At 72.8% G+C, this 14225-nt stretch carries 12 protein-coding genes; 3 read left to right on the top strand and 9 right to left on the bottom strand.

What is annotated here, in order from left to right:
• Positions 1 to 159: 159 nt before the first annotated feature.
• The 8 genes from MTF69_RS38275 to MTF69_RS38310 form a co-directional block, all read right to left on the bottom strand.
• Positions 160 to 2880 carry an AAA family ATPase gene (locus tag MTF69_RS38275; protein WP_243341241.1) on the bottom strand — a complete coding sequence of 907 codons (2721 nt, stop codon included), beginning with the start codon at positions 2878 to 2880 and terminating at the stop codon, positions 160 to 162.
• Between the two features lie 125 nt (positions 2881 to 3005).
• Positions 3006 to 3422 carry an ACT domain-containing protein gene (locus MTF69_RS38280; RefSeq protein ID WP_243341243.1) on the bottom strand — a complete coding sequence of 139 codons (417 nt, stop codon included), beginning with the start codon at positions 3420 to 3422 and terminating at the stop codon, positions 3006 to 3008.
• A gap of 85 nt (positions 3423 to 3507) precedes the next feature.
• On the bottom strand, positions 3508 to 3978 hold the full coding sequence (locus MTF69_RS38285; protein WP_243341244.1) for a hypothetical protein: 471 nt from the start codon (positions 3976 to 3978) through the stop codon (positions 3508 to 3510).
• A 178-nt stretch (positions 3979 to 4156) separates the two neighbouring features.
• The gene (locus MTF69_RS38290) at positions 4157 to 4384 is read right to left on the bottom strand and encodes a DUF397 domain-containing protein (protein WP_279346785.1); all 228 of its coding nucleotides are present in this window, start codon (positions 4382 to 4384) and stop codon (positions 4157 to 4159) included.
• A gap of 142 nt (positions 4385 to 4526) precedes the next feature.
• Positions 4527 to 5711: a thiolase domain-containing protein gene (locus MTF69_RS38295; protein WP_243341249.1), complete on the bottom strand. Its 1185-nt coding sequence runs from the start codon at positions 5709 to 5711 to the stop codon at positions 4527 to 4529.
• On the bottom strand, positions 5708 to 6766 hold the full coding sequence (locus MTF69_RS38300) for a thiolase domain-containing protein (protein WP_243341251.1): 1059 nt from the start codon (positions 6764 to 6766) through the stop codon (positions 5708 to 5710). The genes MTF69_RS38295 and MTF69_RS38300 overlap by 4 nt, the downstream gene beginning before the upstream one ends.
• The gene (locus MTF69_RS38305; RefSeq protein ID WP_243341253.1) at positions 6766 to 7731 is read right to left on the bottom strand and encodes a Zn-ribbon domain-containing OB-fold protein; all 966 of its coding nucleotides are present in this window, start codon (positions 7729 to 7731) and stop codon (positions 6766 to 6768) included. Before MTF69_RS38305 ends, MTF69_RS38300 begins: the two co-directional genes overlap by 1 nt.
• 472 nt (positions 7732 to 8203) lie before the next feature.
• A complete protein-coding gene (locus MTF69_RS38310) occupies positions 8204 to 9004 on the bottom strand; it encodes a crotonase/enoyl-CoA hydratase family protein (RefSeq protein WP_243341255.1) in 801 nt (266 codons plus the stop codon).
• Positions 9005 to 9178: 174 nt separating this feature from the next.
• Between MTF69_RS38310 and MTF69_RS38315 the strand changes: the two genes are divergently transcribed.
• The gene (locus tag MTF69_RS38315) at positions 9179 to 10822 is read left to right on the top strand and encodes an acyl-CoA synthetase (protein WP_243341257.1); all 1644 of its coding nucleotides are present in this window, start codon (positions 9179 to 9181) and stop codon (positions 10820 to 10822) included.
• Positions 10823 to 10918: 96 nt separating this feature from the next.
• Here MTF69_RS38315 and MTF69_RS38320 read toward each other — a convergent pair whose 3' ends face one another.
• Positions 10919 to 11809 carry an alpha/beta fold hydrolase gene (locus MTF69_RS38320; RefSeq protein WP_243341259.1) on the bottom strand — a complete coding sequence of 297 codons (891 nt, stop codon included), beginning with the start codon at positions 11807 to 11809 and terminating at the stop codon, positions 10919 to 10921.
• Positions 11810 to 11917: 108 nt separating this feature from the next.
• Here MTF69_RS38320 and paaK point away from each other — a divergent pair, with 108 nt between their 5' ends.
• Both paaK and MTF69_RS38330 read left to right on the top strand, forming a co-directional pair.
• Positions 11918 to 13228, top strand: a complete 1311-nt coding sequence (paaK, locus tag MTF69_RS38325) for a phenylacetate--CoA ligase PaaK (RefSeq protein WP_243341262.1) — start codon at positions 11918 to 11920, stop codon at positions 13226 to 13228.
• 145 nt (positions 13229 to 13373) lie between these two features.
• Positions 13374 to 14198 carry a YhjD/YihY/BrkB family envelope integrity protein gene (locus MTF69_RS38330; protein WP_243341266.1) on the top strand — a complete coding sequence of 275 codons (825 nt, stop codon included), beginning with the start codon at positions 13374 to 13376 and terminating at the stop codon, positions 14196 to 14198.
• The last annotated feature ends 27 nt before the right edge of the window (positions 14199 to 14225 follow it).

A 14225-nucleotide genomic window follows, 5' to 3' on the forward strand; every position in this document is an offset into this window, starting at 1 on the left:
CCAGACCCCGCGCCTCAAACGCCGGCGAGGCTGAATTTTGCCGCGCAGCGGCACATCCAGCCCGTCCGGCGTTTGAGGACCGGGTCCGGGCAGAGCCCGGGGAACGGTGGAAGGGCGGGTAGGGGACGGCCCCGCAGGGCCCCAGCCACGGCAGGCCGGTCACCGGGCGGTGGCGGGGGAGGCTCCGGTCGCGGACGCGGGCTCGCCCGGCTGGGCGCCGCCGCGGGCGCGCAGTGCCTCCGCAGCGGTGGCCACCAGGCCGTCCGCACCGCAGGCCCGGGCCGCGACCACCGCACGCTGCAGGATGTCGCCATCCCCCCGCTCCTCCCCCAGCGCGGCCAGCGCGAGCGCCAGCTCGTAGGCCGCCGGCGAAGCCGACAGGACCTCCACCGCCTCCTCCAGGAGCGCCGGGCGGTCCTGCGGCGAAGCCACCTCCGCGGCCACCCGCAGGGCCTGGCCGATGCCGGACGCGGCCCCGAAGGCGCGGGCCCGGCGTACCGCCTCCGCGGCCAGCTCCCGCGCACGCGCCGGATCCTCCGCGGACACCGCGCGGGCCAGGTGGAGCCTCCACGGGCACCAGGACGGGTTCTGGATGCCCCGGGGGGTCAGCCGCCGGTCCACCGCCTCCAGCTCCGCCGCCGCGGCCTTCGCCTGGCCGCGGGCCAGCAGCAGCTCCGCGTAGACCGTCTGGGAGTCCGGGAAGACGACCGCCGCGGGGAAGGGCTCCCCGTACTCGTGCTCGCGGACCAGTTCCCAGGCCTCGTCCGCCCGGCCCCGCGCCAGCAGCGTGGTGATGAGGATCGCGATGGCGTACCAGTGCACGGGCGTGCGCCGCCCGACGCGCTCGGCGAGCCGCAGTCCGGCCCGCGCCAGCTCCTCCGCCTCGGCCAGCCGCCCCCGGCGGTAGCAGATGTAGGCGCGCAGGCTGTAGGCGAAGGACAGGTGCGCCCCGCGCCAGCCCTGCCGCTCGAACTCGGCGGTGCCCGCCTCGAACAGTTCCTCCGCCCTCTCCGGCCGGTCGGCGTACATCTGCACCATCGCGACGAGCACCGGGACCTCGAAGCCCCGGTCCGCGTACGCCCAGCTGAACTCGGTTTCCAGGACCCGCCCGGCGTGGTGGAGGACCACGTCGACCGGCTCCCCGCGCAGGCAGGCGTCCCAGGCGCGCAGCCCGATGACGTACCGCTCGGTGAGGTCCCGCCCGCTCAGCCGGTCCGCGAGCTTCGCGAGCCGCCGGGAGCGCGCCGGGGAGTCGGTCTCGGCGGCGTTGAAGGCGTCCCACATGAACTGCTCGGACTGCAGGCGCAGCCGGCCGCGTACGTCCTGGGTATACGGGATCTCGCGCGCGAGGCATTCCGAGGCCTCGGCGAGCCGGTCGCTGTGCGAGAGGACCTGGGCCAGCCGGATCACGATGCCCTGGCGCAGCGCCGGGTCCTCGAAGGGCTCCGCGAGGGCGGCGCGCAGGTGGTTGACGGTGTTGGCGGGCTCGGTGAGCAGGGAGGCGCAGCCCAGTTCGTACAGGACGGCCGCCCGCTCGTCGAAGTCCGGGGGTTCGCGCAGGGCCCGTGCGAGCTGGCGGCGGGCGGCTTCGGGGGCACCGGCCCGGAGGTTCTCGCCGGCGGCCTCGCGCAGGGTGCGCACCACCCAGGGGTCGTTCTCGGGGTGGGTCTCCAGCAGGTGCCGGGCCGCGGCGGAGGGTCCGAGTCCCGCGTCGACCACCGCCGCGGCGGCCTTTCCGTGCAGGGCGACGCGCAGGGCGTCGGGGATCGCGCGGTATATGGCGGTGGCGATGAGGGGGTGGACGAACTCCAGCCCCGCCTCCTCCTCTTCCCCGGGGGCGGCTTCCTCCGTGGCGGCCGACAGGATGCGGGCGTCGCGCAGCCGACGGGTGGCGTCGACGGCTTCCTCGGTGCCGAGTCCGGCGACGCGGGCGGCGAGGTCCCGGGGGATGTCGGTGCCGAGGACGGCGCAGGCCCAGGCGAAGCGGACGGTGGACGGGCCGAGGCTGTGCAGGCGGGCGACGAGGCCGCTGCCGCGCTGGGCGGCGGCGAGGTCGCGCAGCAGCGGGGCGCTGGCTTGGACGGGGGCGAGGCCCTTGTCCCGGACCTTGGCGGCGAGCTCGACGGCTTCGAAGGGGTTGCCGGTGGTGACGGCCCAGGCCTCCTGGCAGAACGCCTCGTCCGCGTGTTCCCCGACGGCTTCCCGCACCAGGCCGGAGACGGCCTCGGCGGTGAGCGGTGCGAGGCTCAGCGGGCGGTGTCCCGCGCGGCCGGGCAGCGTACGGAAGGCCTCGGCGTGTGCGGGCAGTTCGTCGGGACGGTAGGCGACGACGAGGAGGAGCGGGAGGTGTTCGGCGCGCGGGGCGAAGGCGGCGAGCCAGGTGAGGGATTCGGGGTCGGCCCAGTGGGCGTCGTCCAGGACGAGGGCGACGGGGGCGCGCTGCACGACGAGGTGGGTGAGGACCCAGTCCAGTCCGTCGCGCAGGCCCTGGGGGTCGGGCGGGGCGCCCTGTTCGGCGGCGCAGAGGCCGAGGGCGGGGCCGACGATGGAGTACCAGCTGCCGAGGGCGCCCCGCAGTTCCGCGTCGGAGGTGCCGGCCAGTTGAGGCTGGATGAGCTGGCGGGCGACGTGGAAGGGCTGGCTCTGCTCCTGTTCGCCGCCGCGGGCCGCGAGGACGGTGCAGGCCTTGGTGTGGGCGCGGCGGCGGACTTCGCCGAGGAGCGTGGTCTTGCCGAGGCCTGCGGGTCCGGAGAAGGCCAGCAGGGCTCCGCCGGCGTCGGGGCCCAGGTCCGTGAGCTGGTCCAGGGCTTCGTCGACGGCGGTGAGCTCCGTGTCGCGTTCGAACATCGTGCGCCGTTTGCGGGTCCGGCGTTCCGTCATGGCTGGTACCCCCCAGGCCTGTTCGGGGGTTCAGCGTACGCCCGCGCACGCGCCCGGGAAGGCTGGTGCGGCAAATAGAGCTGATCTTCTTCCGGGGGGCGCCGGACCGTGCTTCCCCGGGCGGCTCAGTCCTGTGCGGAGCGGTCAGCGAGCGCTTCCAGGACGGCCACGGCCTCGGCGGCCCGGGCGGCGTCCACGAAGAGGTGGTCGTGGTGGTAGCCGGCGATGACGTTGCAGCTCAGGCCGTGTGCCGCGAGTTCGGTGGCGAAGGCGGCGGTGAGGCCGACGGCGTCGAGGGAGGAGTGGACGCGCAGGGTGATCCAGCCCGCGGTGTACGTGTACGGGAGTCCGGCCTCGTCCGCGTCCTCCTGGCTCAGCACGAGGGTGAGGCCCTCTGGTTCCAGGACGGAGGCGACGGGGGTGAGGCCGGCCAGGGCCTCCGGGTCGGTGTCGCCGGGGATGGTGCAGAACACGTACAGCCCGTCGTTCAGTTCGGGCCGCATTCCGCTCAGCAGCTTCCGCAGGTCGTTTTCTCCACTCATGCCCCTACCGTACCGGTCATCCCGTTATGGCCGGTACGGCACCACTGCTGGGTCAACGCTGGGTCAACGCTGGGTCACCGCCGGGTCAGTCGCCCTCGTAGAGCCTCCGGTGCCACCAGGCTCGCGGACTGCCGCTCCAGTCCGCCCACCCCCCGGCGGACGGGACCGGGTGCGGGAGCGTACGACGGCGGAACTCCTCGTCCAGGCCCCGGAGCACGCGGCCCAGGGCCGTGCGGGCGGCCGGCGGCAGGGTGCGGTACAGGTCTCCCAGGTCGTCCCGGACGACGGCGACGTCGTCGCGCGCGCAGCCGGGGCAGGCCGGGCACTCGGAGGGGACCAGGAGCAGGGGGCTGCCGGGACCGCTCAGGAAGGTCCGGTACCGGTTCAGCAGGTCCACGATCTCGTAGGCCCGTCCGGGCCTGGCCCAGTGCGCGGCAGCGGCCGCGTCGGGCGACAGCCGGTCCACGGGCGGGAGTTCCCACGCCCAGGCGGGCGGTCGGCGGTCCTCGTACGTTCCTCGTTCGGCGCGCAGGGCGCCGGGCCGTCTACGCGGCATCGGCCTTTCGGCGGGTGATCGTCATGGCGGCCATGATGCCGAGGGCCCTGCGGGTCCGGCAAGGGATTAAGTGGTTCGCGGGGAGCAGCTGATTCGAGCTCCCCACCGGGGCGGCGGCTCCGCGCCCGGTGGTGCGCCGCGTACCCGTACCGTCGCCGGTACCCGTATCCGCCGTCGGCTACGTGAGGTCGAACTCCCCGCCCCGCGCGTTCAGGACGAACTTGCGCCATTCGTCCGGCGCGAAGATCAGCGAGGGGCTTTCGGGGCGGTCGCCGTTGCGCATCGCGATGAACCCCTCCACGAAGGCGATCTGGACGTCACCCGCCCCCCGGCTGCTCGACTGCCAGTCCGCCCCGGTCAGATCGAGGTCCGGCTTTCCCCAGCCGGCCGGCGCCTTCGAAGTCATGCTCTCTGCCACGTGCGTGCTCCTCCCGGTACTCCCGGTTCGTCGTCCCGGGGCCAGGTTAGCCATCGCACGCCGTGCCGCACAGGCCACGGTGCGTCACTCGTGGCCTGTGCGGCACTTCCGTCCGGAATCCCGTTTCCGTTCAGGAGGCCGGCGGCTGTGCTCCCACCACCCACATCGCGAAGAACTGCGCCCCGCCGCCGTACGCGTGTCCCATCGCCCGCCGGGCGTCCGCGACTTGGTGCTCCCCCGCCTGACCGCGCACTTGGAGGGCCGCTTCCGCGAAGCGGATCATGCCGGAGGCGCCGATGGGGTTGGTGGACAGGACGCCGCCGGACGGGTTGACCGGCAGGTCCCCGTCCAGCTCGGTGACCCCGGCCTCGGTGAGCTTCCAGCCCTCGCCCTCCTCGGCGAAGCCGAGGTTCTCCAGCCACATCGGCTCGTACCAGGAGAACGGCACGTACATCTCCACGGCGTCGATCTCCCGGCGCGGATCGGTGATCCCCGCCTGCCGGTAGACGTCGGCCGCGCAGTCCTTGCCCGCCTGCGGGGACACGAAGTCCTTCCCCGCGAAGAGGGTCGGCTCGCTGCGCATCGCCCCGCCGTGCACCCAGGCCGGCGGCTTCGGCGAACGGGCGGCGCCCGCCCGGTCGGTGAGGATCATCGCGCACGCGCCGTCGGAGGACGGGCAGGTCTCGGAGTACCGGATCGGGTCCCACAGCATCGGGGACGCCTGGACCTTCTCCAGGGTGATGTCGTGCTCGTGCAGGTGCGCGTACGGGTTCTTCAGCGCGTTGCGGCGGTCCTTGTACGCGACGAGCGAGCCCACCGTGTCGGGGGCGCCGGTGCGCCGCATGTACGCGCGCACGTGCGGGGCGAAGAACCCGCCGGCCCCCGCGAGCAGCGGCTGCTGGAAGGGGACGGGCAGCGAGAGCCCCCACATGGCGTTGGACTCGGACTGCTTCTCGAAGGCGAGGGTCAGCACCGTGCGGTGGACCCGGGCGGCGACCAGGTTGGAGGCGACCAGCGCCGTGGAGCCGCCCACCGAACCGGCCGTGTGCACGCGGAGCATGGGCTTGCCGACGGCGCCGAGGGCGTCCGCGAGGTACAGCTCCGGCATCATGACGCCCTCGAAGAAGTCGGGGGCCTTGCCGATGACGACCGCGTCGATGTCCGCCCAGGTCAGCTCGGCGTCCGCGAGGGCCCGCGCGGCGGCTTCGCGTACCAGTCCCGCGATGGAGACGTCGTGCCGGGCGGCCACGTGCTTGGTCTGCCCGATGCCGACGACGGCCACGGGCTCCTTGCCCGATGCGCCCGATGTGCTCATGCTCGGTCCCCTTCCAGGACGGCGACCAGGTTCTGCTGGAGGCAGGGGCCGGAGGTGGCGTGCGCGACGGCCCGGTCGGACTCGCCGCGGTGGATGCGGGCGGCCGCCTCGCCGATCCGGATCAGGCCGGCGGCCATGATCGGGTTGGCGGCGAGCGCTCCGCCGGAGGGGTTGACGGCGACGTCCCCGCCGAGCCCGAGGGCCTTGCGCAGCACGACCTCCTGGGAGGAGAAGGGTGCGTGCAGTTCGGCGGTGTCCACCGGGGCCTCGAACACGCCCGCGTGTTCGGCGGCGATCCGCGTCGACGGGGAGTCGGTGAGGTCGCGCAGCCCGAGGCTGTGGGCCTCGATGCGGTGGTCGATGCCGGTGATCCAGGCGGGCCGCTCGCACAGCCGGCGGGCCACGTCCCCGGCGGCCAGGATGACGGCGGCCACGCCGTCGCCGATGGGCGGGCAGTCGCCGGTGCGCAGCGGGGCGACCTGGTACTCGCCCTGCGCGACGGTTCCGCTGAGCTGGGCGTGCGGGTTGGCCACCGCGGAGGCCCGGCTGCGGGCACCGATCGCGGCGAGCCCGGCTTCGTCGGTCTCCCCCGCGTCGATGAGCGCCTGGGCCTGGAGGGCGGCCAGGGCCACCGAGTCGGGCCAGAGCGGAGCCACGTAGTACGGGTCGAGCTGGCGGGTCAGCACGTCACGTACCGACCCCGGGGAGGACTTCCCGTACGAGTAGACGAGCGCGGTGTCGGCCTCGCCGGTCTGGATCTTGACCCAGGCCTCGTAGAGGGCCCAGGCGCCGTCCATTTCGACGTGCGATTCGGAGATGGGCGGCCAGGCGCCGACTCCGTCGAGGGTCATGGTGAAGGAGAAGGCCCGGCCGGCGAGGTAGTCGCTGGAACCGGAGCAGGTGAAGCCGATCTCGCCGGCCTTCAGTCCGGTGGCGGCCAGCACTTGGTGCAGGACCGGCATGACCATCTCGACTTCGCTGACCTCGTCGGTACGGCGCAGGTGATCGCTCTGTGCGAAGGCGACCACCGCGACCTCACGGGCGTATCGGGCCATCAGATGAGCTCCTTGTACACGTCGTAGTCCGCGTCCGGCTCTCCGGTGGGGCGGTAGTGGTCGGGGTAGCGCCCGCCCTCGGTCCAGACGGGTTCGACCCGCAGCCCCATCCGCACCTGGTCGTACGGGATGCCGCCGATCCGGCCGTGGAGGGCGAGGCCGGCGCCGTCGAGGGCGATGTGGGCGTAGACGTAGGGCACTTCGATATCGAGGTTCTTGGCCTTGATGTTGACGATGCAGTAGGTGGTGACGGTGCCGGCCGGCCCGACCTCGACCCGGTCGGTCGTCGCCACCCCACAGGTGGGGCAGGCGCCGCGCGGGGGCACGTACACCTTGTGGCAGGAGGGGCAGCGCTCGCCGATGGTCTTCTGCTCGGAGAGCCCGGCGATGTACGCGGTCTGCGCGCGTCCGGGGCTGTACGAGTAGTCGAGGCGCGCCTCGGCGACGATCCCGGTGACGGCGTCGGCGAACTCCCCGCTGTGCGGGGTCGCGTGCGCATCCGCCGCCTCCCCTTCCCCCGCGGGCTCGAAACAGGCGATGTCGGTAATGGACCCCGTCCGCTCCGCTGCCCAGCGCACGCGGACCCGCATCCCGGTGGCGACGGCATCGGGCCCGGGGGCGTCGAGGGCGTGCAGGAGGGCGGTGTCGGCGCCGTCGAGGCGGACGAGCACCCAGGCGAAGGGCGTGGCGAGGGGCTGGTTGGGTCGCGGCGACCCGTTCCAGGCCCAGGTGGTGACCGTCCCGGTGGCGCCGACCTCGACCAGGTCGCGGATCTCCTCGGCGGTGACGGGGTCGTACTCGACGGGCGGCACCATCACCTTGCCGTCGGCGGTCGTGACCCCGAGGACGACCCCTTCGCGCAGCCCGGTGAGGAAGGCGCTCTGCACGGGGCCGAGGGAGCGGGTGAAGGGGAACTCGACGACGAGGGGTGCGCGGAGGATCTCGGGTGGCGACGCGGCTGTCATGGGTGGGTCTCCGATGTGTGGGGTTACGAGAACGGGTGGGCGGCCGCCGGGCGTCAGCCCTGTGCCGTCAGGCGTGGGTCCGGTGCCGCCGGGCGCATGCCTGGTGTCCCCGGGCGTAGGTCCGGTGCCGCCAGGCCTACGTCCGGTCCCGCCGGGTGTCGGTCCGGTGCCCCCCTGGCGTATGTCCGGTGCCGCCGGGGACTGCGTCCGTACCGTTGGGCAAATCCGGTCCCGCCGGGCGAACATCCAGCCCCTCCGGCGTTTGAGGAGCGGGGTCCGGGGCGGAGCCCCGAAATCCAGCCCCGCCGGCGTTTGAGGCGCAGGGGTCCGGGGGCTGGCCCCCGGCAACGGTGCCGCACCCGTGCCCCGGCCCGGCGCCACCGGAGCACCGGCACGGGCATCAGCGCCGGCACGGACACGGGCACCGGCATCAGCGCCAGCACCCGCACCCGCACGGGCGCAGCCCAGACGGCTACTCCCGCCGATACACCGCGGGCCGCTTCTCCGCGAAGGCCCGCGCCCCCTCCTTGGCATCGGCCGTGTCGAAGATCGGCCAGCCCCGCAGCAGTTCGGAGGCGAGCCCCTCCGTCTCCGTCATCTCGGCCGTCTCGTAGACGGAGGCCTTCACCGCCTCCACCGCCAGCGGCCCGCACGCGTTGATCCGCTCCGCGATCTCCAGCGCCGCGGCCAGCGCCGTCCCGTCCGGTACCACCCGCCCGACGAGCCCGATCCGCGCCGCTTCTTCGGCCGCGTACGGCCGCCCGGTCAGCAGCATCTCCAGCGCGTGCGTCCGCGGGATCTGCCGCGGGAGCCGTACCGTCGACCCGCCGATCGGGAAGAGCCCCCGCTTGACCTCGAAAAGACCAAACGTCGCTCCCTCCCCCGCGACCCGGATGTCGGTCCCCTGGAGGATCTCCGTCCCGCCGGCCACGCAGTAGCCCTCGACCGCCGCGATGATGGGCTTGCGCGGCCGGTGGTGGCGCAGCATCGCCTTCCAGTGCAGGTCGGGGTCGGCCTTGAGCCGGTCCCGGTACTGGTCGCCCGCCATGCCCTTGCCGGCCAGCGCCTTCAGGTCCATGCCGGCGCAGAAGTCCCCGCCGGCCCCCGTCAGCACCACCGAGCGGATCGTGTCGTCCGCGTCGGCCTCCAGCCAGCCGTCGTACAGCCCCACCAGCAGCGGCAGCGAGAGCGCGTTCTTCGCCTCGGGCCTGTTCATGGTGAGCACCAGCGTGGCTCCGTGGCGTTCCACGGTCAGGTGTTCTGTCCCACCCATTGCCGTCCTCCCGTCTCAAGACCTAGAACAGGTTGCAGGAGGGGCGGGTGCAGTTCAATAGTTTTCTGACACCCAGTCAGATTTCTTGGACGGTCCCCTTCCCTGTTGGGGTTGGCGACGCTCTAATGACCGCCGAGCAGACCAGCCATGGGATTTTCTGGGTCAGGAGGACCGGTGGAGTACAACATTGCCGACCTGTTCGAGTCGGTCGTGGACGTGGTCCCGGACCGCGAGGCCCTCGTGTACGTGGACCACCCCGGGACCGGCGCCGAGCGCCGCCTCACGTACGCGGAGCTGGACGCGGCGGCGAACCGCATCGCGCACCATCTGCTGGACAGCGGCCTGAAGGCCGGTGAGCACCTGGGCCTGCACCTCTACAACGGCATCGAGTACCTCCAGACCGTCCTCGCCTGCCTGAAGGCCCGCCTGGTACCGGTGAACGTGAACTACCGGTACGTGGAGGAGGAGCTCGTCTACCTCTACAACGACGCCGATCTCGCCGCGCTCGTCTTCGAGGGCGAGTTCACCGAACGGGTCGCGGCGGCCCTCCCGCAGACGACGAAGCTCCGTCACCTGATCCGCGTCGGGCCGACCCCCGAGGGCGCCCCGGAGCCCTCCATCGCGCCGGTCGCGTACCCCGACGCGGAGGCGGCCGGCTCGCCGGACCGCGGATTCCCGCCCCGCTCCCCGGACGACCTGTTCATCATCTACACGGGCGGCACGACCGGTATGCCCAAGGGCGTCATGTGGCGCGCGGAGGACCTCTTCTTCGCGGGCCTCTTCGGCGGAGAACCGACCGGCGAACCGGTGAAGCGGCCCGAGGAACTGGCCGAGCGGGTCGCGTCGAAGGGCGCCGGGCTCACCTTCTTCCCTGCGCCGCCGCTGATGCACGGCACGTCCACGCTGACGTCCTTCATCGCCTTCAACTACGGGCAGCGGGTGGTCATCCACCGCAAGTACGCGCCCGAGGAGGTGCTGCGCACGATCGAGAAGGAGAAGGTCTCCAGCGTCTCGCTGGTGGGCGACGCCATGCTGCGGCCGCTCATCGACGCCCTCAACGGGCCGCTGAAGGGCACCGACCTGTCCTCCCTCTTCAGCGTCTCCTCCTCCGGCGCGATCATGTCGGAGACGGTGCGCGCCGAGTTCCAGGCGCTCGTGCCGAACGTGATGCTCCTGAACAACTTCGGCTCCTCCGAGTCCGGCTCGAACGGCCGCGCCACGAACGACTCCAGCCCGGAGAAGGGGTTCCGGCTGGAGGTCAACGAGCGTACGCAGGTCGTCGACCCGGTCACCCACGAGCCGGTGCCGGTCGGCGAACCGGGACGGCTCGCGCAGCGCGGGTACGTACCGCTCGGGTACTACAACGACCCCGTCAAGACCGCCGAAACCTTCTTCCAGAAGGGATCCGAGCGGTGGGTGCTGCTCGGTGACATGGCGACCGTGGACGAGCAGGGCATCGTCACCGTCCTCGGCCGCGGCTCCCAGTGCATCAACACGGGCGGCGAGAAGGTGTACCCGGAGGAGGTCGAGCAGGCGCTGAAGTCCCACCCGGACGTCTACGACGCCCTGGTCGCCGGGGTCCCGGACCCGAAGTGGGGCAGCCACGTCGCCGCGGTGGTCGAGATCCGGGCGGGCGCGGCCGAGCCGACGCTGGACGACATCCAGGCCCACTGCCGCACCAAGCTGGCGGGCTACAAGATCCCGCGCCAGCTCGTCATCGCCCCCGCCATCCAGCGCTCGCCGAGCGGCAAGGCGGACTACCGGTGGGCGAAGTCGGTGGCCACGGAGGCGGACACGGACGCGGACGCCGCGAGCTGACCTTTCGTACGCGCACGTTTGCGGGCCCGGAACCCTGTGGGTTCCGGCCCGTACGTGCTACAGGCGGGCGGCTGCGTAGCGTCGGGCGGGCGCCGCTCAGGCCCCGGTGGCCAGGAACCGCTCGACGCGGGCCGTGAACCACGGCGCTTCGTCCAGCCACGGGAAGTGCCCGCCGCCCGGCTGCACGTCGACGACGCCCCGCGCGAAGAGCTGCGCGAGCCGGGCGGCGAGGGCCGAGGACGGGTTGGAGTCCAGCTCCCCGGCCAGGACCAGCACCTCTCCGGCGAACCGGCCCAGCGCGGCCCGGGTGGCGGGCGGGTCGCAGGCACCCGGGCCGGCGAAGGCGGCGGAGGCCTCGGCGTTCTTCTGGACCGGGCTCAGTACCGCGTGGGCGCGCGCCGCCTCGCCCCAGCGCCCGTAGGCGAGCGGCATCGCCGACGCCCAGTCGGCCTCGTCGGGGACGCCTCCGGCGGCCAGGGCGGCCAGCGCCCGCTCGTAGGCCGCGATGGCCGTGTCGTAGGGCTCGCTGCCGGCTCTCCGGCGGACGTCCGCGAGGCGGACTTCCGGGGACTCGGTGAGGTCCACGGCCCAGCAGGTCGGCGTGATCAGGGCGAGGCGGCGCACCCGCCGCGGGTGCGCCGCCGCGTAGAGCAGGGCCAGGTTGCCGGAGGCGGAGTGGGCGAGCAGGTCGACGCCGTCCAGGCCGAGGTGGATGCGCAACGCCTCGACGTCGGCCACCTGGTGGTCGACCCGGTACGTCGAGGTGTCGGCCGGGACCGCGGAGTCCCCGGTGCCGCGCAGGTCGAGCAGGATCAGCCGGCGCCCGGCGGACAGTCCGCCGAGGTCGCCCAGGTAGGCGGAGGCCCGCATGGCGCCGCCGGGGAGGCAGACGAGCGGCTCCCCTTCACCCTGGACGTGGTACGCGAGTTCGGTTCCGTCAGGGGCGGTGAAAGTAAAGGTGCAGGTGGAGGGCGTGGAGGTCGACATGGGCATCATCCCAGCAGACGATCACCCGTTCGAGTAATTGATTTGGCCGCCGGGGTCCGGCAGGCTACCGAATGATCGGTCGGTTGACTCGGACAAGGGGTGGGCGGCATGGGTACGTACACGCAGGGCCACGACGATGGTGCGGACGAGGGCGAGCGGATGGGCCGGGACGAGCTCGCGGCGCTCCAGTTGACCCGGCTGCGGGCGACCTTGCGCCGGGCGTACGACCGGGTGCCCTTCTACCGGCAGGCCTTCGACAAGGCCGGTCTGCATCCCGACGACTGCCGCTCCCTCTCCGATCTCGCCCTGTTCCCCTTCACCACGAAGTCCGATCTGCGCGACCAGTACCCCTTCGGCATGTTCGCCGTGCCGCGCTCCGAGGTCCGCCGCATCCATGCGTCCAGCGGCACCACGGGCCGCCCGACCGTCGTCGGGTACACGGACGGCGACCTGTCCACCTGGGCGGACGTCGTCGCCCGCTCGATCCGCGCGGCGGGCGGCAGGCCCGGCCAGATCATCCACATCGCCTACGGGTACGGCCTGTTCACCGGCGGTCTGGGCGCCCACTACGGCGCGGAGCGCCTGGGTTGTACGGTCGTCCCCGCCTCGGGCGGGATGACGGACCGCCAGGTCCGGCTGATCGAGGACTTCCGGCCGGAGGTCATCATGGTGACCCCCTCCTACATGCTGACCCTGCTCGACGAGATGGAGCGCCAGGGCATCGATCCCCGCGCCACCTCCCTCCGTACGGGGATCTTCGGCGCCGAGCCGTGGACGGAGGAGATGCGCCGCGAGATCGAGGAACGGCTGAACATCGACGCGGTGGACATATACGGGCTCTCGGAGGTGATGGGCCCGGGTGTCGCACAGGAGTTCGCCGAGACCAAGGACGGCCTCCACATATGGGAGGACCACTTCTATCCGGAGGTGGTCGACCCGCTGACGGGCGCCGTGCTGCCGGAGGGGGAAGCCGGGGAGCTGGTCTTCACCTCGCTGACCAAGGAGGCCATGCCCGTCGTCCGCTACCGCACCCGGGACCTGACCCGGTTGCTGCCCGGCACCGTCCGGCCGGCCTTCCGCCGGATGGAGAAGATCACCGGCCGCAGCGACGACATGATCATCCTGCGCGGGGTGAACCTCTACCCCACACAGATCGAGGAGGTGCTCCTGCGGACCCCGGCTCTGGCTCCGCACTTCCAGCTCCGGCTGACCCGGCAGGGGCGGCTGGACGCCCTGACGGTGCGGGTGGAGGCACGCCGCGAGAGCGACGCCGGCCAGCGGGAGGCCGCGGCGGCTTCGGTGGTGCGGGCCGTCAAGGAGGGCATCGGCGTCTCGGTCGCGGTGGAGGTGGTGGATCCGGAGACCCTGGAGCGGTCGGTCGGCAAGATCAAGCGGCTGGTGGACCTCAGGGAGGCCTGAGCCTGGCCCTGACCCTGGCCCTGAGCCGCACACGGGACGGACGAGCGCCCGCGCCGGAGGGCCGGCCGCCGCCGGATCCACCCCTTCGGGCCCACTCGGGGGGCCTCCCGGGAAGCGGCGGGTCCATCCGGGTAGGGAGAGAGGCGTGACCTCGACCTTCCGGCGGCTCCACGACCGGCTCCAGGCTTCCCATGCCGGGCTGGCATGGAGCCGTGGGCGGGAGATGGAGCTGATGCACCGGGCCATGGGCTTCGCCGCCCTCGGCTTCCTCACCCTGGTGCCGCTGCTCGTCGTCGTCGCGGCCGCCGCGCCGGGCAGCGGCTCCGGCTTCGGCCGCTGGCTCGGCCAGGCCCTCGGAGTGACGGAGTTCTCCCGGGAACGGGTGGAGATGCTGTTCGGGGCCGCGGACCTCGCGCTGGAGCGGACGACGGGGTTCGGCCTCGCCGCCCTCGCCGTCTTCGGCCTGACCTTCGGCTCCGCCGTGCAGACCGGGTACGAGAAGGCCTGGGACCTTCCGACGGCGCGCTGGCACACCATGTGGCGGCACGTCGTCTGGCTGGCCCTGCTGGTCTGCTACCTCGCCCTTCTGGTCGAGATCCCCGCCCCCACTGACGGCGCGGTCGGCACGGTCATGGGCGCCACGGGCGATCTCATCGGCACCTGCCTGTTCTTCTGGACCTCCCAGCGGCTCCTCCTCGGTGGCCGTGTCCGCTGGCGCGCCCTGCTCCCGAGCGCCGTGGCCACCAGCCTGGGCCTCCTCGGCCTGCGGGTCTTCTCGCAGTTGGTGTTCTCCCCGCTGATCGCCTCCAACGCCGTGACGTACGGCCCCTTCGGTACCCTCCTGGTCGTCCAGTCCTGGCTGGTCGGCGTCGGCTTCGTGGTCTACGGCGGCGCCCTGGTCGGCCGGCTCTTCCACGAACACCTCGTCCTGCGCCGCCTCCAGGACACGGAGCTCTCGGAAATCGCTTGAGCGTGCGATCCCGGCCGTGGTATCACT

The sequence above is a fragment of the Streptomyces sp. AP-93 genome, assembly GCF_022808175.1.
Lineage (GTDB): Bacteria > Actinomycetota > Actinomycetes > Streptomycetales > Streptomycetaceae > Streptomyces.